Genomic DNA, 23,206 nt, shown 5'->3' on the forward strand with positions numbered 1-23,206 from the left:
GCGATTACAATAGTTTATAAGAGCCATTATGCCATGCGCCTAAAGGTTCGTATTGTTGTTCTTTGCCCAGCAGCGCCATGTTCAATGGCTGACCGCCACTGAGGGCGAGTAGTTTCCAGATGTTTGCATAGCCTGCTTTCAGGGGCATCAGCCTTTCTTCCTGGTCTTTTAGCCACCATTGCAGATTGTGCTGAACAGGTGTTAATTGTTGTACAATATAAGGTCGTTCACTGCGCACAGGCATCTGTTTGTACAGCAAAGTTTCAGTATCTGTGACCTGTGCCCAGCCTTCCATACCTGATACAGCTGGCAGCGAAATGTTGGAAACAGGATATTTGATAATGGCTCTGAGTGGCGTAGGCGAAGGAAAGTAAACGAGTTCACCCTGTAGTGCAATACCGGGTGTAATCAATACTTCAGGACGTGTCTGATTTTTAACATAAAACTGAAGTACCAATGCGGATTGCTTACTATGCTGACCATAGAGCCAGTAGCGTTCTGTGACCAGGTTTTCTTCTTCATTGATCTGTTTACTGAGCACCAGCCAGGTGTCTTTGATACCGGGTTGTTGCTTCAGGAATTCCTGGTTTTGGGTAAAACCGATCAGGGCACGGAGTTCCTGTTGTAAAGGTTCATCCAACTCAGTACTTTGGGTATACCCTTGTACCACAAGATAGATGCGCAGGAGCTGATCGAGAAACGCATTTTGCCAGCCTTCGCTATAGAAGTTTGTTTCGCCAAGGGCACGTACCATTCCTGCGAGGCCGGCCGCTTGCGCATCGACCATTCTTCGCGCCATATTTTCCCAATAGGCGTCTCCTTTTTCAGGTATCTGCAACAGGCCATTGCGTACGATATCTTTCATCCAGAGCATCAGTTCTGTGATGCCATCGGCTACTTTTTGCTGGCGTGCCTGTAATCTTTTTGCCTGCGCAGTTTCGTCTACGGGCTTATCTGTTTTTTCGACTTTCTTTTCAGAGCGTTTGGATAGCCATTCACTCACCCAGGCAGGGGGTATATTGTCCGTGAAGGTATCTTTTTGCCGGGCATAGAGGAGCATGAGTCCTATACCATGTTTGCAGGGGAATTTTCGACTGGGGCAGCTGCATTTGAAAGCTACGTTTACGATGTCTACCTGGGTTTGATACGGCTTGCTGCCGCTACCCTGGCATTCCCCCCATAAGGCGTCAGTGTTGGCGCCTTTGCTTACCCATTTTCCCGGACCTGCCAATGCGGATCCCGCTTTACGGGAAGCGTCGTCCGGGGCTAAGGCGAGTACATGTTCTTCTGTCAGGAGCAATGGAGTAGATATTTATTATACAAAAATGAGCGAATATAACCGGATGTAAATTATAGTGATATACGCCAGCAGGATGACAGCATTCAGTACCAGCAGCCAGTTGTAATCAATAACGGCGTATTTCTTTTTGATGACCAGTATGATCAGGGTGAGCAAGCCCACGAAGAGCAGGGCAGGGGCTATCAGGGTCAGTTTATTTGGGATGACGAAGTGTGCACCTTCCAGTCTTTTACTCCAGGGTTGTTCGCCTGTGACAAAAGGGAGTGCCCCTACAAATACGATGATGACAAATAAACGGATGGCCGATTTTGCTGCAATTTTGCTGATCTTAAGTGCCCTTGTTTCCTTTTCCATGATTGATTAATTAGTGGTCACTAAGTTCGGGATTTAGTATTTAAAATCAATAGCCAATGGATAAGCGTTCCTACTAATAAGCTTAGTACGCTGAGAATGGTCATCCAGGTATTTTCTGCCGCAAAACCACCTATGAATAACCAGCAGAAAAAGTATATGTGAAACCATGCCGGTACCAGCCAGGTGATGAAGGGTAAGTTCAGTGGTTGTCGTTTCATTTTAATTATCTCAATTGCTGTTAGTGTTGCAAAGAAAAGGAGGGTGAATACTAGCTTATCTGCGCTCAGGATATTAAAATGATCTTTTAGAAAAAAAGATATGGGGAAAAGGGTGACGTATAAGGCGATTTGTGAAATGAGAATGGCTAACAGCGGAATGGCTATTTTCCAGATGCGGGTCTTTTCGAGATAGCGGGAAAAGAGGGAGTAGAAAAATACGACGCATAACCAGCCGTAGAAATTGCCCCAGGGTACGCCGAAGTATTGAGCACTTAAGGCGACGGATGGATTGATGATCGTTTCCCAGTTCCAGTGCCACATGTGGAGGCGATATGCGACTACATCCATGCTCCAGTCGATGCTTAAAGCGAGGAGGGCTTCCATGGCGGCGGCAGGCCAGAGGCGCATGTTCATGCTTTCGGTGATCAGACGGGAAGTGTACATGATGATACCCCAGCCGGCTCCTATGCCTACGGGGATGTCGCCGATCATGAGGAGGAAGTGGCCGTATCTGTAACCGGCATTGGCTTTTACGTTTACGTATTCGAGGAGGAGGCCGAAACCAAAGCCGCCTAATAAATAGGCGAGTTTAGAGATACCTTGTTTCCATGCGTAGTAGAGGCATCCTAAAAAAAGAATGTACATGCATATTTCGGTGAGGGGATAGCAGATAGCTGGAGGATAGCCGTAAGGCATATCGGCAAATGGACGATTCATGTATAATTAAGTTTGGATTGGTCTGCGGTAGCAGGGAAGATTTTTCGGCTGGATTTGAAATTCCCTGTGGCTGCGTTTTATAATTCTTTGTTCATGTAGGATGTCTTTTTTGTATCGCGGGAAAACACATATACGATCAGGGAGATGAACACACAAATTGTCACATACCAATAATACCAGGGTTCATGACCGATCTTCTTACAATACAGTGCGATGTATTCAGCAGTACCGCCAAAGATGGCGACTGTCAATGCGTAGGGTAAACCTACACCTAGTGCACGCACCTGAGCAGGGAATAATTCTGCTTTAACCACAGCATTGATAGAAGTATAGCCACTTACTATTACCAGGGCTGTTAATAATAAAAGGAATGTAGTTGTTTCTGTGCTGGCATGACTTACCGCAGTGAGGATAGGGACGGTAAATAAGGTACCTGCTACCCCAAATGTGATCAATAAAGGTTTCCTGCCTATCTTATCACTCAGCATACCACAGAGGGGCTGTATGCAGGCATAAATGAGCATAAGCCAGAATGTGAGCACAGTAGATCTTTCTTTGGTAAGATGAACGGTATTCACCAGGAACTTCTGCATATAAGTGGTGTAGGTATAAAATGCCAATGTTCCTCCCATTGTTAATCCTACCACAGTCATAATCGCCCTGGGATGTTCATTGAATAATACTTTCAGGGAACCACGTTTTTCATCGCCTTTTTTTACAGCAATTGTTTCTTCCATATGGCGGCGGATGATGAGCGCAAAGAGGGAGAGGAAGGCGCCAATTACAAATGGTATACGCCATCCCCAGGCATGCAATTGATCGGGGGTGAGAAATACTTTTTGCAATACTAATTGTACCCCGAGTGCGATGAGTTGTCCGCCGATGAGGGTTACGTATTGAAAGCTGGAATAAAAACCTCTTTTATCAGGTGTAGATATTTCACTCAGGTAGGTAGCAGAAGTACCATATTCACCACCCACACTCAGACCTTGTAGTAACCGTGCCAGCAATAATAATATGGGGGAAAATAAACCAGTAGTCTGATACGTAGGAGCGACTGCAATCATGAGGCTACCCAGTGACATGAGCAATACTGACAATGTCATCGCAGTTTTCCGACCCGTACGATCAGCAATCGTTCCAAAGAGCCAGCCACCTACCGGGCGCATGAGAAAACCAACTGCGAAGATGGCTGCTGTATCCAGTAGCTGAGCAGTAGGATTTCCTTTGGGAAAAAAGGACGGAGCAAAGTAAATTGCAAATGCAGCATAGGCATACCAGTCATACCATTCTACGAGGTTGCCGACAGAACCGGTGAAGATGGCCCTGATACGAAGTAGTGTGGTCATTGATCCTTTGTGCGGGTCGATATTCATAATGTGGTGTAAGGTGGATCGTAAAAATAAGGCTTATATTGCTGTACACTAGCATTAAATTTCAAAAGAGTCATATACATGGATGCAATCACAAAAGCAAAGAAAGCCGCTGGCGAAAAGGCCGCTGCTTTGGTACAACCAGGTATGCTGGTAGGCTTGGGTACAGGATCTACTGCATACTGGGCGATTGAAAAGATCGGTCAGATGGTGAAGGAAGGATTGAATATCCAGGCAGTGGCTACCTCCATTGCCTCGGAAAAACAGGCCATCAAACTGGGCATACCGATCACTTCATTCAGCGAAATACAGACATTGGATCTGGATATAGATGGGGCAGATGAAATCAGTGAAGAAGGACAGCTGATAAAAGGTGGCGGTGGTTCCCTGCTCAGAGAAAAGATTGTGGCGCTGGCCAGCAGAAGACGTGTGATCGTAGGTGATGAAAGAAAATTTGTAAAGACGCTTGGAAAGTTTCCATTACCAATAGAAGTCGTACCTTTTGGCTGGGAGCTGGTATTCAAAACACTGCAGGCACTGCAGGGAAATCCATCTCTCAGAACGAAAGACGATCAGCCTTATATTACGGACAACAGTAATTACATCATCGATTGTTCATTTGGCGTAATCCGTGAACCGGAGCTGCTGCATCAACAATTAAAAGCGCTTACGGGCGTTGTAGAGACAGGCCTGTTCCTGAATCTAAAGCCCACTGTGATAATTGCCTATGAAAACGGAGATGTAAAAACCATCTAAAAAGATTGAGCGCCAGACCCTTTTGAAAAACCTGCATCTTTATGTTATACACAACTATTGTCGCTATCTGGCTGGCTTCAGAGATCTTTCTGAACCGCATTTTCCGTTCCGGTCCTCAGGATAGACAGAAAGCAGACAGAAAATCGTTGCTCTGGATATGGGTGACGATTATGGCTACGTTGCCGCTGGGATCTTTTGTAGCGGAATATACAGTAGCCCCGATCACGAGCTATCCTTATTTTTCTAAACTTGGTATAGCGGTGATTGTAGTAGGAATGTTATTCCGGTTCTGGTCGATCTATACGTTAGGTCATTACTTTACGGTAGATGTAGCGATCCGGGATGATCACAGAATAATACAAAATGGTGTGTATAAGTATTTACGTCATCCGACGTATCTGGGATCGCTGATATCTTTTGTTGGCAATGGAATTGCGATGAATAACTATATTGCTTTTCTGATCACGGTATTGCCTGTAACCGGTGCTTTTTTGTATAGAATGCATGTAGAGGAACAGGTATTGATCAATAACTTCGGAGAGGAGTATAAACAGTATAAAAAGAAAACATGGCGGCTCATACCGTTCGTGTTTTAAAAAATAAAAGATTATGAGCTATACTACTTTCATTCAGCCGAAAGAGGCCCTTGAAAATTTGCAAGACCCCAATTTTCTGTTTGTTGATTGCAGCTATTCCCTGGCGGATAAAAAATGGGGGGTAGAAGAATATAAAAAAGCACACATTCCGGGTGCGGTATATGCAGATCTGCATTATGATCTGTCCGGTGAAATTATAGCTGGTAAAACCAGCCGACATCCATTACCAAGAAAAGAAGCTTTGGTAAAGACGCTTTCCAAACTGGGTATTGATGAAAATGTACAGGTGGTAGTGTACGATGCGACAGCGGGTTTTATGGCTGCTGCGAGAATGTGGTGGCTACTACGTTGGGCCGGGCATGAGAAGGTAGCAGTATTGAATGGTGGTAAGGCTGTATGGGCAGCAGCAGGTTATCCTTTGACGGGTGATATCATGCCTTTGCAACCAAAGCAGTTTGTAGGGAATTTTAATGATAGCATGCTGGCATCTGTGAGTGAAGTAATGGCGTCGATTGAAGCCGGTAATACCTGTTTGATAGATAGCAGAACTGCTGACAGGTATGCGGGGCAGAATGAAACCATTGATCCGGTAGCTGGTCATATTCCTACGGCGATTTCTAAACCTTTCAATGCACAGATAGGTGCAGAAGGGGTAGCAGCTCCTGCTGTGTATAAAGATCATTTCAAAGAAGAATTTGCAAAGGGGGATGTTGTATTTTATTGTGGCTCTGGTGTAACGGCGGCATACAATGTATTGCTGTCTGTATACGCCGGGTATCCTTTTCCTAAACTGTACGCGGGTTCATGGAGCGAATGGATCACAGATCCTGCACGTCCGGTAGCATAATCAAAACAAACTTATATATGGTCATTATTGCGAAGATCTTTGTAGGTCTGGTTGCATTGGAGCATCTGTATATCTTATGGATGGAAATGTTTGCGTGGGAGACTGCGGGCAAACGAACGTTCAAACAGTTGCCAGCTGAAATGTTTAAACCAACCAAGGGGCTGGCTGCCAACCAGGGATTGTACAATGGTTTTCTGTCAGCAGGGTTGATCTGGTCATTCTTTATCAGTGATCCTGCATGGCAAAAGAATATAGCTGTATTCTTTTTGAGTTGCGTGGTGATCGCGGGAATCTTTGGCGCCCTGACAGCGGCAAAGAAAATATTCTTTGTACAGGGACTGCCGGCATTGATTGGGTTGGTGGTAACTTTATTGGCGTAATAATAAATAAAAAGAAGTTGTATCGTAACTTACGATACAACTTCTTTTATTATAGATACATCTTGTTATTATTGCTTTACATACTTACAGAATATATTTAGCTGTACATCCCATCCGTCCTTACTCTCCATATTCAAAAACGGATAAGGCGCCCAGTCATTTGCCTGCTTAATATAATAATCTATATTAGCCTCCCTGAATATCTCCAGCAGATCTTTCAGTTTCTCCGGCTCATTCACATTGCCATGAAACTCCACAAACATATTTTTTACATTGTGCAGCCTATCCTTACAATCCTTTAGCACATCTACTTCCGCCCCTTCAATATCAATCTTCAGCATATCCACCGGCTGATCCAGATAATCATATAAACGCGCACTAGGTACACTTACCTCACGCGTGGTTGTGGTATCAATATGGCTGGACATATCCCCAGTAGAGGCAAAAGAAACCCCTTCATTATGTATCCATATCGCCTTTTTTTCCAGCGTAATATTAGCAAACTGACGACTATTCTCTGTCAATAATTTGAAGTTCTCCTCATCCGGTTCGAAGGCAATCACCCTGCTGGCAGGAAATAGATCTTTAAAAAAGATCACACTCATTCCGATATGCGCACCACAATCAATGATCAGCGGCTTAGCAGCATCAGAAGCGAAGGTGTAGATACCATCTCTGAACAGCTCACGGTATCCATGAATCACTTCTTCCCCTTTCTTAAAAGTAATTTTATGCTTGCCAAGGTTCATTGTCTTCAGGCTACTGCCGTCCGCCTTTCTAGCCTTGTTCTTAAATTGCCAAAACCTGATCCTGTCTTTTATGGACATAATATGTGTGTAATTTTGTACAAATATAAAATTGCATTGGACTCAACTTGCTGTCATTCTAATGCCTAATTCCAGCCAAATTACTAATAATAGAAATTTTAAATAACAACAACCCTTACCCTGCCAAAATAGCTTTTTTTCTATCACAATAAAAAAAGAGTGTGTATCAAAAATAAACGAACCTCCTCAGAAATGCTTAAAGTACTACTTATCTCCATTAGGTGCTCGAATAAAGCGAGGCCGTATCTTATTGATGATACGGCCTCGCTTTATTATTGTGATTGCCAGATGGCTATCGAAATATTGATCTAAGATTTGATTTAAAATGCTTTCTGCAATTTTTATTGGACCACTGTTAAAGTAAATGTGCCAGAGTCAGCAGCAGGGTATGTTGTTACGTAAGTTCCATTTGTTAAAGTGCCGGTGGTTGCATTATATTTTGCAGTCCATGTTTGTTCTGTTCCCTGGAAAATTGAATAACCGTATACAGCTACAGTACTAAACGTTAGGGTGTCATTTTTAAGTGTCCAGGTGCCAACAGCAAGTTGACGTGTATCATAAATTGTATTTTCATAAGATGCAGTACCATCCGGTCTGAGGGAAACGCTCCAGGCTTGTCCGGAACCTGCGGCATTCACTGAAGAACCTGTCCATAAGCCTTGTATAGCAGGTGTACATGTGTTATTAACCTCTGTTAAAGTAAAAGTTCCTGAGTCAGCACTAGGAGATGTTGTTACGTAAGTTCCATTTGATAATGTGCCGGTAGTTGAATCATACTTTGCAGTCCATGTTTGTACCGCGCCCTGGAAAATTGAATAACCGTAAACACCTACAGTCGTAAAGGTCAGGGTGTCATGCTTAAGCTCCCAGGAACCAACAGCAAGTTGACGTGTATCATGAATTGTATTTTCATAAGATACAGTACCATCAGGTCTGATGGACACACTCCAGGCTTGTCCGGAACCTGCTACATTGGTTGACGAGCCTGTCCATAAGCCTACTATAGTATGTTTGCACACTGTACTGGTACTATCTGTCCGAACGGGGTCACTCTTTGTGCAGCCAGTTTGAGATACCAGGAAAATAAAGGCCAATACTGATAAGGTAATGGATGCAAGAAATAATTTTTTCATTTTTCATTTGTTTGTCCCATTCAAATGTACTTTTCGGATAGGGAGGGTTATTTAATGCTTCAAAGAAACAAAATACATATAAATAATTATACGATTAATATTCAAAAAAAGCTGACGTTAGATATACGGCTACACGTTATTCGAAAAAGTCATCATCAGAGTTGATGAAAAGATTAAATAAATATATCATTTTCCATGAAAACGATAGACGTCAGCAGGTTTTAAAATCGGGGGCAGGTAACGAGGATTGAATGGATGATTTTTTGCAAATGGTTCGGAGAATATCGTTGGCGCTATGAGGATTAATACACGGCAATAAAACCGGCTAAAAATAAGAAAGCCTCAACATTTGTTGAGGCTTTCCTTTGTGGTGAGGGCCGGAATCGAACCGGCGACACAAGGATTTTCAGTCCTTTGCTCTACCAACTGAGCTACCACACCATCTCTTTTCTCACATCCTTCTCTCGAAGGGAGTGCAAAGATAACAAAATATGAATTTAAAATCCAAATATTATTCTAAGAAATTGTTGCAGTTGCACGAATTTCCTCCAGAATGCCTGTCCACAGGGCGTTTCGCTGCTCCAATGCTTCGCGACATGCGATAGCAGCTTCTTCCCACTTGTGTGCATCATTGCCACAAAGCTCTTGTACCATCTCCATGCCAAGGTGACTATGGTGATCACCATCTACTTCAATATGGCGTTCCAGATAATACTTGAACAGGCTGATCTGTCCGGGGAATTGTTTGTCCAGATCGTTTACCAGCGCTACGAACATATCAGGTATGAGGTCTTCACGGCCAAAGGTGAAGACAGCTGCCTGCACATGTATCGGAGCTTTTTCGATCAGGTCAAATGTATGTTGCACAAAATTTTTGGCAGCAGGAGGGAAAGTCTTGAAGATATCGGCAAGGGCTATATCTTTTTGCAGGGACTGCAGTGCAGTTTCCATTACTGAAGTGTCGGCACCTACCTGTTTCATCGCATCCAGGTATAGTTCGAAATGGCTTACACGCTTGCCATCCGGATCGATATCACTCTCTTCGCCCGTTACGATCTCATTGATCAGAAAGCGGGTGGCTGCACTCCCTACAGGTGCCCATGGCAGGGTCGTGCAGGTGAGGTTTCGTTGCAATGATTTTAAGAGTGACATGAAATCCCATACGGCGAATACATGGTACTGCATGAAAGACCGGATGTCTTCCATGCGTTGCATTTCATTGTATAATGAATGTTGAATAATCTTTTCTCTTACAGGCGCAATCGCTGCCCTGATCAAATCCTGTCCCATAGTTGTTTTTTTAGTTCCCGTATACTACGAGGAACTTAATACGCATCAATTTCAATTGTTCAAGGGTGTAGTCGCTATCGATGAGTTCTTCGCGGGCCAGTGCCAGACTGGAAGTCTCGCAGCCTTTGAAGTATTCAAGGATCTCGTCCTGGGCATAGTCGTCCAGTTCTTCGTCGATGCAATAATCGAGATTGAGTTTGGTGCCGCTCGCCACGATGGTTTCCATTTCGTCCAGCAATTGAGGAATGGTGAGTTCTTTATTGCGGGCGATGGTTTCCAGTGGCATTTTCTTATCAATGTTCTGGATAATGAACACTTTCAGCCCGCTTTTATTCACCACGCTCTTCATGACGAAATCATCCGGTTTTACGATGTCATTTTCCTCTACATATTTAGAGATGACATCCACGAACTGTTTGCCATAGCGTACAGCTTTCCCCTTGCTCACTCCCTGTATTTTTTCCAATTCCTGTACGGTGGTAGGGTACTGGGTCGCCATATCTTCGAGGGAGGTTTCGAGGAAGATGACGAATGGGGGCAGGTTTTTTTCTTTTGCTACCTTTTTACGGAGCTCTTTCAGCATTTCGAAGAGAACAGGGTCTGCGGAAGCCTGGGCTTCTGCAGCTACTTCATCTTCTTCATTGCCTTCTTCTTCAAATTGGTGGTTGAGTGAAACCATGATAGAGTAAGGCGTCCTGAGGAACTTTTTACCCTTATCAGTGATCTTTAGCAGGCCATATTCTTCGATGTCTTTAGCGATCAGGTCTTCCAGCATCATCTGACGGATGAGGGAGTTCCAGAAGTGTGCATCGAATTCTTTACCCTCTCCGAACACTTCCAGCTGGTTGTGCCCATAGGTGGAGATCTGGGGGTTGATCTTGCCAGTGATGATATTGACAACGTAGTCGGTGCCAAAGCGTTCTTCCAGTGACTGGATGGCTTTGAGTACGATGACTACGCGATTTTTTACTTCAATTTTCTCTTTTGGATTGCGGCAGTTGTCGCAGGCGCCGTTACACTGACCCTGGTCGTACTTCTCACCGAAGTAGTGGAGGATCACTTTGCGGCGGCAGGCAGAGCTTTCAGCATAGGCGACGGTTTCGTTGATGAGCTGGGCGCCCATTTCCCTTTCACTGAGTGGCTTGTCGCGCATCAGGTGTTCCAGCTTCTGTACATCCTTGTAGGAGTAGAAGCAGACACAGATACCTTCCAGTCCATCACGACCGGCACGGCCTGTTTCCTGGTAGTAGTTCTCCAGGCTTTTAGGAATGTTGTAGTGTATAACAAACCGAACGTCCGGCTTATCGATACCCATACCGAAGGCGATGGTAGCTACGATGACCTCGCAGTCTTCGTGCAGGAACATGTCCTGACGTTGAGCACGGGTACCGGCATCCAGACCAGCATGGTAAGCAACAGCCTTAATGTTATTGGCCGTCAGCATATCTGCCAGTTCTTCGGTGGTTTTACGGTTCAGTGTATAGATGATACCGCTTTTACCCTTATGAAGGTGGATAAACTTGACGATTTCGCGAATGGTTTGTTCTTTCTTCCTTTTAGGGCGGATCTCATAATAGAGGTTGGGCCTGTTAAAAGAGGAGAGATATACCTCGGGACTGCGCAGTCCCAGGTTTTTAACGATATCGCTTTGAACTTTTGGAGTCGCGGTGGCCGTGAGGGCAATGATAGGCAGATCGGGATTGATCATATCTGTCATTTCCTTGAGGCGGCGGTATTCCGGGCGGAAATCGTGTCCCCACTCAGAGATACAGTGCGCTTCGTCCACTGCTATGAAAGAGATTTCCAGTTCCTTGAAAAACTCAAGATTTTCGGTCTTGGTCAATGTTTCCGGGGCTACGTATAACATTTTAGTCTTTCCGGATAGGAGATCAGTTCTTACTTTCTTGATTTGAGCTTTAGAAAGGGTAGAATTTAGAAAATGCGCTACATTATCCTTGCTACTGTAGGAGCGTACTAGATCTACCTGGTTTTTCATTAAAGCTATGAGCGGAGAGACGATCAGAGCACATCCTGGACTCATTAATGCCGGTAGCTGGTAGCAAAGAGACTTTCCACCGCCGGTAGGCATGATGACAAAAGTATCTTTCCGTGCAAGAATGCTTTTAATTATAATTTCCTGATTCCCTTTGAAAGAATCGAATCCAAAATGTTCCCGTAATGCATCTATCAAACTTACCTTTACAACAGCCATTGCATTCAAAATTTAAAACAAATAAACTCTAAAGAAAGTAACAAATTATGGATATTGTTTATGTGTTTTTTAGGGGACACGAAGTTAACAAAAATTGCATTGACCCCCAATTAAATTTATCTGAAATGAAGTCCAGTATTGCTTTGGCATGCGGTTTAGCGGCAGGGTCAACAGGTGGGGGCTACGGCAGGTAAGTAGTGGGGTAAGAATAAGGCAACTCATTATAAAATAGGTCCATGCATAGGACTGAATCTCCTGAATACTGGTTAACTTTGCAGTGCTCATGAAAAACAGAACGGATATTAATATAGCAGCTATAGCAAGAAAGACGCTTCAGATGGAGGCGGCGGCGATAGACAATCTAACAAAGTTTATCAATGCTGACTTTGAGCAGGCAGTGGAACTCATTGCCGGATGTTCCGGCCGGGTAGTGATCACTGGCATCGGCAAGAGCGCTATCATTGGCCAGAAAATTGTGGCTACACTCAATTCCACAGGTACCCCCGCCCTCTACATGCATGCAGCTGATGCTATTCATGGAGACCTGGGGATGATCAGGGACGAAGATATTATTCTCTGTATTTCGAAAAGCGGCAACTCGTCGGAGATCAAGGTACTGGTACCATTGATCAGGAGTTTTGGTAACAAGCTGATTGCCATAACGGGCAATGTCGAATCTTATCTGGCCCGGGAAGCTGACCTCTTATTAAATACCACTGTTAATCAGGAAGCCTGTCCCAACAATCTGGCGCCTACCACGAGCACCACTGCCCAATTGGCAATGGGTGATGCGCTGGCTGTGTGTTTGATAGAATGGCATGGTTTTACGACAGCTGATTTTGCAAAATTCCATCCGGGGGGTACACTTGGTAAGAAATTGTATCTCAAGGTATTGGATCTATGTAGTCAGCACGATGCCCCAAAGGTATACCTGGACAGTTCATTGAAGAATGTAATCGTGGCTATTTCTTCCGGCATGCTGGGAGTTACGGCCGTTTTGGATAGCAATGACCAACTTAGCGGGATCATCACAGATGGTGATCTTCGCCGTATGCTGGAAAAGAGCATGTCAACTGACAATGTGACTGCCAGTGATATTATGTCTCGTCACCCTAAAACGATTCAATGTGATGAATTGGCGGTGAATGCCCTGGAGTTGATGAGAAAACATGATATTACGCAGTTGTTAGTGCTGAACGACAAGAAGTATATAGGTATTATTCATTTACATGATTTAATCCGGGAAGGAATTATTTGACACGATGACTTACGTGAACAGGCATTTTTATGTGGCCATTATGGCCGGAGGTATAGGTAGCCGGTTCTGGCCCTTTAGCCGTACGGAATACCCAAAGCAGTTCCTCGATATTTTAAATACCGGGAAAAGCCTTCTGCAATGGACATATGAGCGATTCTCCCAGTTTATTCCACGGGAAAACATTTTTGTAGTTACGCACCAGCATTATATTGGTAAGGTGCAGGAACAGCTGCCGGATGTGGTTGTAGACAATATTGTCGCCGAACCATCCCGTAAGAATACCGCACCCTGCATTGCATATATTTCGCATAAGATCTATGGACAGGATCCAAAGGCAAACATCATCTGTGCGCCGGCCGATCACCTGATTATGGATGCGACCGCATTTACCAGTACCTGTCTCAATGCCCTGATGTTTGTACAGAAACACAGCGCACTGGTGACCCTGGGCATTAAACCCACCCGCCCTGATACAGGATTTGGGTACATACAGTTTGAAACCCAACAGGTTGCGGATAATGTATACCCTGTGAAGACCTTCACAGAAAAGCCTGACTTAGAGCTGGCCAGAACATTTATACAAAGTGGAGACTTCCTCTGGAACGCCGGTATCTTTGTTTGGAACGTGAAAACTATTCTCGCCGCCCTGAAGATTTACCTGCCGGAGGTGGACGAACTATTTCAACAATATAGCGCTGCCCTGAATACCCCTGATGAGAAAAAGGCGATTGAGACCATCTACCCTCAATGTTCCAATATCTCTATTGATTATGGTATCATGGAAAAGGCGGATAATGTGTACGTGATTCCTGCCAATTTCGGATGGAGCGATCTGGGTACCTGGGCATCGGCCTACGAGAACCTGGAAAGGGACGACGCAGGTAACGCTATTCAGGGTAAGAATGTGATGATGATAGATACGACGAACTGTATGGTGAAGGCACCCAATGATAAGTTGCTGGTATTACAAGGTCTCGATGAGTTCATCGTGGTAGATACTAACGACGTACTGCTGATCTGCCGTAAAGATAATGAGCAGCAAATCAAGGAATATGTGGCGGAGGTAAAGCGCAACAAAGGAGAGAAGTACCTTTAAGATATGTCCAAATTACCCAATGTAGGAACGACGATCTTCACGGTCATGTCGGGCCTGGCGGTGCAGCATGCTGCCATCAACCTATCGCAGGGTTTTCCAGATTTTGATTGTAACGAAACCCTGAAGCACCTTGTAAACGAAGCCATGGAGGCGGGTTATAACCAGTATGCTCCCATGGCGGGTATTCTACCTCTGCGTGAGGCGATTGCCGAAAAGATCCACAAACTGTATGGTCAGACCGTCAATGCGGATACGGAAATCACCGTGACGCCGGGTGGTACGTATGCCATCTTCACCGCCATTGCCACTGTGATAGGTCCTGGCGATGAGGTGATCATTTTTGAACCTGCTTACGACAGCTATATTCCCAATGTACTGGTGAATGGTGGCGTACCTGTTCGCATTCCTCTTTCATTTCCTGATTATCATATAGACTGGTCACTGGTACGGAGTAAGATTACGTCCCGTACTAAAATGATCATGCTAAATACACCCCACAATCCGACCGGCAGCATTCTCACTGCGAATGACATTGCCGAACTGGAAAAGCTGGTGGCGGAGCATGATATCTACATCCTTTCTGACGAAGTATATGAGCACCTTGTATACGATGGCAAGGAGCACCTGAGCATGTTGCGCTATCCTTCCTTACTCAAAAACAGCTTTGTTACTTTTTCTTTCGGAAAGGTATTTCACATCACAGGTTGGAAAATGGGTTATTGTATTGCGCCGGCTCACCTGATGGCGGAATATAGAAAAGTTCATCAGTACCTCTGTTTCTCTGTGAATACACCTATGCAGTATGGCTTGGCTAAGTTCCTGCAACAGCCGGATCAGTATATGGGGCTGCCTGCATTCTTCCAGGAAAAGAGGGATCACTTCCTGTCAATAATGAAGGATACCCGGTTTACACCGTTGCATTCCTCCGGCAGTTATTTCCAGCTGATGAAATATGATCGTATTTCCGATGAAGGGGATAAGGATTTTGCGATCCGGATCACCAAAGAATATGGGGTAGCGAGCATTCCGGTATCTGCTTTTTATGAAGATGGCAAGGATGACCATGTAGTCAGGTTCTGTTTTGCCAAAAAGAATGAAACACTCGAAAGGGCCGTAGAGCGCCTGAGAAAGATATAAAATAAAAAAGCCGCTCTGATTACAGAGCGGCTTCTCCTTTGTATATGACTACAAGCAGGGCTTGTCTTACACGGTCACAGCTTCCAGTTGCTCTTTCACTACCTCCTCACCGATAATCAGTGTGTGGTCCAGGAAACTTACTACGCCCGTTTCGACATCATACATGGCTCCGATAATACCTACTTCTCCATTCAGGATCATTTCGCGTAAAATGGTACTTTGCTCCATAATCGCCTGTACAGAACGTTCTGTATGGATATGCGTAACTGCATCCACGAAAGCAGGGTTATGAGAGGTTCTATCTTCTTTGATAGTTTTTTCTGCATACACAGCAGGGGTGATCCTACCGAGCAGCGCAGTCAGGTTACCCATTTCTACTTTGTCACAGGCACCTTTGATCGCACCGCATTTGCTATGGCCCAGTACAACGATGAATTTGGAACCGGCTACTTTACAAGCATATTCCAGGCTACCCAGTACGTTTTCCGAGATAACGGCACCAGCCAGACGGATACTGAAGATATCGCCCAGACCCTGGTCGAAGATCAGTTCTGCAGATGTACGGGAGTCCATACAACTCACGATAGCAGCCATTGGCCATTGACCATCGCGGGTTTCGTTGATCTGATCCAGATGGTCGCGGTGCAGGCGGAGATTTTCCACGAAGCGCGCGTTACCATTTTTCAGCAGTTCCAGGGTAGAAGCTGGAGTCAGTTTGTCTTGCAGAGATTTATTTAATGTTTTCATTTTTTTCACTTGTTTTATTGGTTTTTAAATGGCGGGTTAACAATAAGATTAATTCAGCTGCAATTCCTTCAGTAATTGTTCATGATTACCGGTGGATATTGTATGTACGTGTCCGGAGGTAATATTGGCTTGGTAATCTGCCGGAATATTTTCCGAATTCTGTATTTTATATACGTCTTTAAACCCCGTCAGCACCACATTAATATTCTTTTGAGCCGCTTTTACATCTTTAAATTCCCTGATAGATTCCAGGACATCGAAATCTATATAGGTTGTATTGCTCGCATCGATGACCACGGTAGTATTTTCCGGCATGTGATCGAGCGTGAGCAGGATGCTGGCTTTGTTCAGGAAAGATACTTCCTGTGCCAGTTCCAGCTTGATGCTGTCACCATTGTGGTATTTTTCCTTACGGAAGTAGTAGGAGCTACGCATGTTACCCCTGAGGATGGCAATTACACTCACCGCCATACCAAGTGTGATGCCAATCAGGAGATCAGTAAATACGATAGCTAGTACAGTTACCACGAAAGGCACCCATTGATACTTACCATTTTTGAACATTTCTTTGAATATGGAGATCTTGCAGAGCTTATAACCGGTCACCAGTAGTACGGCAGCCAGGGTAGCCAGCGGAATCTTGTTCAGGATGGTAGGTATCAGGGCAGCACATACCAGGAGCAGTGTACCATGAGCAATAGTAGCGAGTTTGGTACGGCCACCTGCATTGATATTAGCAGATGAACGTACGATCACTGATGTGATAGGAAGACCGCCGATCATACCACTTATAATGTTACCAATACCCTGTGCCTGCAGTTCACGATTAGGAGGTGTATGTCTTTTCAGCGGATCCAGTTTATCAGTCGCTTCTACATTGAGTAGTGTTTCTACAGAAGCGACGATTGCGATGGTAGTGCCTACGATCCAGACTTCCTTGTTGGTAATGGCACTGAAATCAGGTGTGGTAAACTGTCCGATAAAATCTCCAAAGCTCTTAGGTACCGGAAGGCTCACCAGGTGAGAGGGAGCGATGGCCAGTTTGCTTCCTAAAGCAATGAAAATTCCATTTAGTACGACAGCGGTAATTACGGCTACCAGCGCCGCTGGGATCACACCTACTTTAGGAATTTTGTTCCAGTAGAGGATGATCAGCACGGAAATAATACAAATCAAAGTCGCACCCAGGTGAATGTGGTTGATAGTGGACAGCAAAGCAGAGATGCTATTATGGCCGTCTACCTGGATAAAGGTAAAGTCTCCTTCAGAGTCAGCATCATAGCCAAAGGCATGTGGAAGTTGCTTGAGTATAATGATAATACCGATGGCAGTGAGCATCCCTTTGATCACATTTGACGGGAAGTAGTTGGCTACGGAACCGGCCTTGAGAAGGCCCAGCGCCAGTTGAATCACACCACCGATCACAACTGCCATGAGAAATACGTCGAATACGCCAAATTTGGTGATGGCAGAAAGCACTACAGCAGTAAGACCGGCAGCAGGACCGCTTACACTCAGCTGTGCGCCGCTGAGGGAGCCAATCACCAGGCCCCCGATAATGCCGGCGATCATACCTGAGAACAGGGGTGCTCCGGATGCCAGTGCAATACCAAGACATAAAGGCACCGCAATCAGGAATACAACAAGACCGGAAGAGAGGTCGCCTTTGACGTTCGAAAATATATTTTGCCTGCTCATAGTCAATAGGATTTAAATACGCTTGCGCGTGGTTGGTCACAGGAATAGCAATACCTGTGCGCCTTGTGGCGTGGGCATAGCATTCCTGTTGGAATTTTGTGTTTGAGTAGTAAATGTGTAAAAGCGGCATCGAAAGGCATACTATGCCTGATGCAAAAGAATTAAAGAAAATGAGCAGTTAGCAGTTTGGAGGGGGGCAGTGTATTTCCCGGGCGGGTCCCTGGGGAACAGCTTCCATTAATGTATAATGGATCTTGCTGAGATAAAGGGAAGGTTCGTTAAGAGAGTGATCATGGTGTTTCAGCCATTTTAATTCTTTGGCGATCTTAACTCCATCGTCACCCGAGCAACCATCTGTGGGGTGTTCCTCCACAATCTGATTATTAAACAGTAACCTTCCCATCTCCTTTATTGGAAGGAGCTGGATACACATCAGTGTAAGAAGGAATATGCCGATAATCTTTTTCATGTGTCTTTACAAAAATAACAAAAGCTGAGACGTATCGTAAATATACGATTTAAAAATATGTTAAAGATGGTTTTTCTTACCATTCATCATTATTTTTTATTAGCCCTAAAACATTAATTAATTGAATATTAACTGTTTATCATTTTTTGGGTAATAAACAAAGCAAAATAATTTGCTTAAAAAGGTATTGTGTATTGCATAGTAGTATAAAACTCCTTATCTTTGAATTGTAAATATCAAAAACCAATCATAATGCAAATAAGAAGACAATTAATAAAGCTCACTTGCCATGAACATAGATAACACACAATCACAGATGCGAAAGGGCGTGCTGGAATTCTGCATCCTAAGCATCATCAAGCAAGGAGAAGCTTACCCTTCAGATATCATAGAAAAGATGAAAGAAGCGAAGCTGGATATCCTGGAGGGCACTCTTTATCCTTTATTAACACGGTTGAAGAACGCAGAATTACTGAAGTACAGATGGGAAGAAAGTATGTCGGGACCTCCAAGGAAATATTTCTCCATGACCGACAAAGGAGAGGCCTTTTATCTGGACCTGGAAAAGACCTGGAATGAACTGGCAAATGCGGTACATCAGCTAACAAGTAAACAATAACAAAATCATCCAAACTAAAACCTATTAAATAGCAATCAGCAATGAAAAAGATTATTAACATAAACCTGGCCAGCCGCCTTATTCCCATAGAGGATAGCGCATATGAGATATTGCGGCAATACCTGGACAGTTTGAAAAAATACTTTGCAAGGGAGGAAGGTGCGGATGAGATTGTGAGTGACATTGAAGGCCGAATTGCAGAGATCTTTCTGGATAAAATAAAGAAGGGTGCTCATTGCATCACTGATGAAGACGTAGTAGGCGTGAAAGCAGTGATGGGTACACCTGACCAGTTTGAAGAAAGCAACGATACAAATACCAAACAACAGCAGTCCGCTGCTTCCGACGACCCTATCTACGATAGTTTCCGCACCCGCAAGCGTTTATTCCGTGATCCGGATGCGAAAGTACTGGGCGGTGTGTGCGGTGGTCTGGGTGCTTACCTGAATGTAGACCCGGTTGTCTTCCGTATCATCTTTGCTTTGCTGGCGATTGGTGGTTTCGGTTCCGGCATACTGGTATACTTTATTCTCTGGGTTGTAACTCCCGAAGCAAATACTGCCGCTGAAAAGCTGCAGATGAGAGGGGAGCGTGTAGATGTGAACAACATCAGAACTGCTGTACAGGATGAAATTAACGCTACCAGGGCTCACTTAAAGAACATTAAATATGAAGTGCGAAATTTTTCTCAGGGCCGGGGAAGACAAGTTGGAAATGATATAGAACGCTTTGGCCGTAGCTTATTTGATGTGTTAGGCCGCATTCTTATCGTACTGACTAAGGGTTTCTTTTTCTTCCTGGCTGTAGTCATTCTCCTCATCCTGCTGTTTGTAGGTGTAATGATCACAGTTGCTTCTCCGGTCCTTCTGCCATTCAAAGCCCTGCTGCTGGCAGGCACACTGCAAAATCTGCTCTTCTGGCCAGCTGTATTCCTCTTGCTCGGTGTACCGATTGTTGGGATTATCATATTCATCATTCGCAAGCTCACAGGAGTAAAACAGACTAACCGCTATGTGGGTTATACCCTCAGCTTCCTCTGGTTCACCGGTCTGGTATGTGCTATACTGGTAGGGGTGTCTGTGGCCAAAGATTTCAGATTACGTAATACCGTAAAAGAAAATTTTGCCCTTGTGCAACCTTCTAAGGGGAAGATCGTCTTTAAAGAGGCAGAGAACCTGGTTCAGGTAGAAGAAACTTTCTTCGACGATGACCTGAAGCTCGCTGACGATACCGTTATCATTAATAACTATCGTTTGAGTGTCGAGAAAAGCAAGAATGACAGTTTCTATATTGAAGTGCAACGTAGCTCCCGGGGACGCAGCATTGCACAGGCAAGAACGCTGGCAAAAGAGATCTCTTATCCGATCACACAGCAGGACAGCGTGATTTACCTGCCAGCAGGTATCTCTATCCCAAGAGACAGTAAGTTCCGTGACCAACGCGTACGTATCATTGTACGGGTACCGGTTAACAAACAGGTGGAAATGGACAGCAAAGTACGTGACCACTACCATAACTGGAACTGGGATTGGGACAATGATTGGGATGATCATCACCGTTGGGATGATAATGACGACAACGATGATGACAGTGACCACGGCGTGCATGTACTGAAAATGACTCCTGACGGGATCGATAAGAAGGACAACAACCGTGTAACAGACAAAGATTCTTTAGAAAATAATTACCGCTACAAAGGAAAACAGGAGCGTAACGCGACGCCGGAAGAAGATACCAGTAAGTCAGCGAACGCTACCAGCAAAGGAAAAGTAGCCTTTGAAGGAGATGCCATCAGCTACAGCCTTTTCAATCTTTTGAGCTAAATTTTTCATCACAATAAGTTCAATAGTTAAAGAAATGAAAATTACCACGGTATTTACCGTGGTTTTTTATTTAACGATCTTTTTCCCGAATTGATCAAACAGCTGACATTTAAATGCCTAGTTTTGCTTTTTTAACCGTCGATGACAAGGAATGCAGGCTACAAAAACTGGAAAGATCAATATTGCGCTGGTAGGGAATCCGAATAGTGGCAAAAGCTCGTTATTTAATGCTTTGACAGGACTGAACCAGAAGGTTGGTAATTTCCCGGGGGTTACTGTTGACAAGAAAACGGGTGCGGCCAACATCTCTGCCACCCTTCAGGCCAACATCATTGACCTGCCCGGTACCTATAGCCTTTATCCCAAAAGTGCAGATGAATTAGTAACGTACGATGTACTGGTAAATCCTCAGGGAGAGGAAATTCCGGACATTATCCTCATTATTGCCGATGCTTCCAATCTGAAACGTAACCTCCTCTTTTGTTCACAGATTATAGACCTGAAGATCCCCGTTATTATTGGCCTTACCATGATGGACATTGCCCGTAAGAAGGGTGTGGAAATCGATGAAGCTGGCCTGGAAAGAGAATTGGGGGTTCCAGTGGTATCTATCAACCCCCGCAAGAACAAGGGGATCCCGGAACTTAAAAAGATTATAGAACTCGTAACCCGGGAAAAACAGACTGTTCCTCCCCGGGATTTTATAGATAGCCGTGCCCTGGCTCCTGAGCTGATTACCGATATCAAAAAGGTAGTACCGGTGAAGAGTGATTATGCTGCTATGCATATTGCCGTGAATCACAACGAACTGCACTTCCTGAACAAGGCACAAAAAGAAACCATTACCCAGGCTATTCAGACCCATCAGTTTAATAAGACCAAGGTACAGGCGGATGAGATCATGCAACGCTATGCGCGTATCAAGCATATCATGCGCAACTCGGTAGTAGAGGCCGATCCTTTGCAAAAACAGTTACAAACAGAGAAGATCGACGATCTGCTCCTGCACCGTTTCTGGGGGTATGTGATCCTGCTTGGGATCATGGCCATCATGTTCCAGAGCATTTTCTGGCTGGCATCTTTTCCAATGGACTGGATTGAAGCTGGATTTGGCGCACTGAGTGGTTGGCTTTCTGACGTACTGCCACAGAATCAAATTTCCGACATCTTTATTAATGGTATCATCGCCGGTTTGGGTGGGATTGCGGTATTCGTACCACAGATCATGATCCTCTTTGGGTTCATCACCATTCTGGAAGATACCGGTTATATGGCCAGAATCAGCTTCCTCACCGATCGCCTGATGCGTCAGGTAGGTTTGAATGGAAAGTCTGTAATGCCGCTGATCAGTGGGGTGGCTTGTGCCGTACCTGCTATCATGGCAACCCGTAATATTGAAAACAGGAAAGAAAGGCTGATTACAATTCTGATCACACCACTCATGAGTTGCTCTGCCCGTCTGCCTATCTATACTGTGATGATTGCCCTTGTAATTCCTAACAAACCTGTACTAGGCATCCTCAATTTGCAGGGTGTGGTGATGATGGGGTTATACCTGTTGGGCTTTGTAATGGCATTGATCATTGCAGCGATCCTGAAACTGTTTGTCAGGATAAAGGAAAAGAGCTACTTCATCATGGAACTGCCGGTATACCGTGCTCCCCGCTGGATGAATGTAGGAACGACTATGCTTCAGAAGGCAAAGATCTTTATTATGGATGCCGGTAAGGTGATCATGGTTATCTCCATTATCCTCTGGTTCCTGGCATCGTATGGACCTTCGAAAAAGATGGAGGCGGTCGCTACCAAATACGAACAACTAAAAGCAGCACAACCTGATAAAATTGAAGACCTGGATAGGGAAGAGGCCATGGAAAAACTGGCGAATTCCTATGCAGGAGGATTGGGCCATGCGATAGAACCTGCTATCCGTCCACTGGGTTTTGACTGGAAGATCGGTATTGCATTGATCACTTCCTTTGCCGCCCGTGAGGTCTTTGTTGGTACTATGGCCACGTTGTATAGTGTGGGTGAATCAGAAGAAGACAATGATGCAACTTTAAGACAAAAGATGAGCGGTGCTACCTGGATAGATGGGCGACCAGTGTACACACTGGCGAGTGGTGTATCGCTGATGCTGTTCTATGCCTTTGCCATGCAGTGTATGAGTACACTGGCGATTGTGAAGAGAGAAACCAAGTCGTGGAAGTTGCCCGCCATTCAGTTTGTATATATGACAGCGTTGGCTTACCTGAGTAGTTTGCTGGCATTCCAGCTGTTGAGTTAATACTTTTTTCCGGCAGGGTGATAGCACGCAGTGAAATAGTTTATATTGCGAACTATCATCCAGCTGATT

21 protein-coding genes and 1 tRNA gene are annotated in these 23,206 nt (G+C 44.6%); 10 read left to right on the forward strand and 12 right to left on the reverse strand.

The window, feature by feature from the left end:
* Positions 1-4: 4 nt before the first annotated feature.
* The 4 genes from SIO70_RS05120 to SIO70_RS05135 all read right to left on the reverse strand — a co-directional run bounded on the left by SIO70_RS05120 (position 5) and on the right by SIO70_RS05135 (position 3,938).
* On the reverse strand, positions 5-1,300 hold the full coding sequence (locus SIO70_RS05120) for an SWIM zinc finger family protein (protein ID WP_320579893.1): 1,296 nt from the start codon (positions 1,298-1,300) through the stop codon (positions 5-7).
* A gap of 15 nt (positions 1,301-1,315) precedes the next feature.
* Positions 1,316-1,654 carry a hypothetical protein gene (locus SIO70_RS05125; RefSeq protein ID WP_083721878.1) on the reverse strand — a complete coding sequence of 113 codons (339 nt, stop codon included), beginning with the start codon at positions 1,652-1,654 and terminating at the stop codon, positions 1,316-1,318.
* Between the two features lie 20 nt (positions 1,655-1,674).
* Entirely contained in the window at positions 1,675-2,589 is a 915-nt protein-coding gene (locus tag SIO70_RS05130; RefSeq protein WP_320579894.1) for a carotenoid biosynthesis protein, read from the reverse strand.
* Positions 2,590-2,666: 77 nt separating this feature from the next.
* Positions 2,667-3,938, reverse strand: coding sequence for an MFS transporter (locus SIO70_RS05135; protein ID WP_320579895.1), 1,272 nt, complete (start codon positions 3,936-3,938; stop codon positions 2,667-2,669).
* 105 nt (positions 3,939-4,043) lie between these two features.
* Between SIO70_RS05135 and rpiA the strand changes: the two genes are divergently transcribed.
* From rpiA to SIO70_RS05155, 4 genes are read left to right on the forward strand one after another with little or no spacing between them, the layout of a single operon-like run.
* Positions 4,044-4,718 (forward strand): ribose-5-phosphate isomerase RpiA, encoded by a 675-nt coding sequence (rpiA, locus tag SIO70_RS05140; protein WP_320579896.1) that lies wholly within the window; start codon positions 4,044-4,046, stop codon positions 4,716-4,718.
* Positions 4,719-4,759: 41 nt separating this feature from the next.
* The gene (locus tag SIO70_RS05145; protein ID WP_320579897.1) at positions 4,760-5,314 is read left to right on the forward strand and encodes an isoprenylcysteine carboxylmethyltransferase family protein; all 555 of its coding nucleotides are present in this window, start codon (positions 4,760-4,762) and stop codon (positions 5,312-5,314) included.
* Positions 5,315-5,327: 13 nt separating this feature from the next.
* Positions 5,328-6,161 carry a sulfurtransferase gene (locus tag SIO70_RS05150; protein WP_320579898.1) on the forward strand — a complete coding sequence of 278 codons (834 nt, stop codon included), beginning with the start codon at positions 5,328-5,330 and terminating at the stop codon, positions 6,159-6,161.
* Between the two features lie 17 nt (positions 6,162-6,178).
* On the forward strand, positions 6,179-6,541 hold the full coding sequence (locus tag SIO70_RS05155; RefSeq protein WP_320579899.1) for a DUF1304 domain-containing protein: 363 nt from the start codon (positions 6,179-6,181) through the stop codon (positions 6,539-6,541).
* A gap of 68 nt (positions 6,542-6,609) precedes the next feature.
* Here SIO70_RS05155 and SIO70_RS05160 read toward each other — a convergent pair whose 3' ends face one another.
* The 5 genes from SIO70_RS05160 to recQ all read right to left on the reverse strand — a co-directional run bounded on the left by SIO70_RS05160 (position 6,610) and on the right by recQ (position 12,003).
* Complete coding sequence (locus tag SIO70_RS05160; RefSeq protein WP_320579900.1) at positions 6,610-7,368, reverse strand: FkbM family methyltransferase; 759 nt, start codon at positions 7,366-7,368, stop codon at positions 6,610-6,612.
* Between the two features lie 341 nt (positions 7,369-7,709).
* On the reverse strand, positions 7,710-8,501 hold the full coding sequence (locus SIO70_RS05165) for a hypothetical protein (protein WP_320579901.1): 792 nt from the start codon (positions 8,499-8,501) through the stop codon (positions 7,710-7,712).
* Between the two features lie 368 nt (positions 8,502-8,869).
* A tRNA-Phe gene (locus tag SIO70_RS05170) sits at positions 8,870-8,942 on the reverse strand.
* 75 nt (positions 8,943-9,017) lie between these two features.
* Positions 9,018-9,791 (reverse strand): DUF3050 domain-containing protein, encoded by a 774-nt coding sequence (locus SIO70_RS05175; RefSeq protein ID WP_320579902.1) that lies wholly within the window; start codon positions 9,789-9,791, stop codon positions 9,018-9,020.
* Positions 9,792-9,801: 10 nt separating this feature from the next.
* Positions 9,802-12,003 carry a DNA helicase RecQ gene (recQ, locus tag SIO70_RS05180; RefSeq protein ID WP_320579903.1) on the reverse strand — a complete coding sequence of 734 codons (2,202 nt, stop codon included), beginning with the start codon at positions 12,001-12,003 and terminating at the stop codon, positions 9,802-9,804.
* A gap of 283 nt (positions 12,004-12,286) precedes the next feature.
* Here recQ and SIO70_RS05185 point away from each other — a divergent pair, with 283 nt between their 5' ends.
* From SIO70_RS05185 to SIO70_RS05195, 3 genes are read left to right on the forward strand one after another with little or no spacing between them, the layout of a single operon-like run.
* A complete protein-coding gene (locus tag SIO70_RS05185; RefSeq protein ID WP_320579904.1) occupies positions 12,287-13,261 on the forward strand; it encodes a KpsF/GutQ family sugar-phosphate isomerase in 975 nt (324 codons plus the stop codon).
* 4 nt (positions 13,262-13,265) lie between these two features.
* On the forward strand, positions 13,266-14,357 hold the full coding sequence (locus SIO70_RS05190; protein WP_320579905.1) for a mannose-1-phosphate guanylyltransferase: 1,092 nt from the start codon (positions 13,266-13,268) through the stop codon (positions 14,355-14,357).
* Positions 14,358-14,360: 3 nt separating this feature from the next.
* Positions 14,361-15,494, forward strand: a complete 1,134-nt coding sequence (locus SIO70_RS05195; protein WP_320579906.1) for a methionine aminotransferase — start codon at positions 14,361-14,363, stop codon at positions 15,492-15,494.
* A 66-nt stretch (positions 15,495-15,560) separates the two neighbouring features.
* Here SIO70_RS05195 and SIO70_RS05200 read toward each other — a convergent pair whose 3' ends face one another.
* The 3 genes from SIO70_RS05200 to SIO70_RS05210 form a co-directional block, all read right to left on the reverse strand.
* On the reverse strand, positions 15,561-16,241 hold the full coding sequence (locus SIO70_RS05200; protein ID WP_320579907.1) for a carbonic anhydrase family protein: 681 nt from the start codon (positions 16,239-16,241) through the stop codon (positions 15,561-15,563).
* A gap of 48 nt (positions 16,242-16,289) precedes the next feature.
* Complete coding sequence (locus SIO70_RS05205) at positions 16,290-17,939, reverse strand: SulP family inorganic anion transporter (protein ID WP_320579908.1); 1,650 nt, start codon at positions 17,937-17,939, stop codon at positions 16,290-16,292.
* A 178-nt stretch (positions 17,940-18,117) separates the two neighbouring features.
* Complete coding sequence (locus SIO70_RS05210; RefSeq protein ID WP_320579909.1) at positions 18,118-18,408, reverse strand: hypothetical protein; 291 nt, start codon at positions 18,406-18,408, stop codon at positions 18,118-18,120.
* A gap of 289 nt (positions 18,409-18,697) precedes the next feature.
* Here SIO70_RS05210 and SIO70_RS05215 point away from each other — a divergent pair, with 289 nt between their 5' ends.
* The 3 genes from SIO70_RS05215 (at position 18,698) to feoB (ending at position 23,137) form a co-directional block, all read left to right on the forward strand.
* Entirely contained in the window at positions 18,698-19,027 is a 330-nt protein-coding gene (locus tag SIO70_RS05215; RefSeq protein ID WP_083725043.1) for a PadR family transcriptional regulator, read from the forward strand.
* A 41-nt stretch (positions 19,028-19,068) separates the two neighbouring features.
* Positions 19,069-20,850, forward strand: a complete 1,782-nt coding sequence (locus tag SIO70_RS05220; RefSeq protein WP_320579910.1) for a PspC domain-containing protein — start codon at positions 19,069-19,071, stop codon at positions 20,848-20,850.
* Positions 20,851-21,001: 151 nt separating this feature from the next.
* Entirely contained in the window at positions 21,002-23,137 is a 2,136-nt protein-coding gene (feoB, locus tag SIO70_RS05225) for a ferrous iron transport protein B (RefSeq protein ID WP_320579911.1), read from the forward strand.
* Positions 23,138-23,206: the final 69 nt, after the last annotated feature.

The sequence above is a fragment of the Chitinophaga sancti genome (assembly GCF_034087045.1).
Lineage (GTDB): Bacteria > Bacteroidota > Bacteroidia > Chitinophagales > Chitinophagaceae > Chitinophaga > Chitinophaga sancti_B.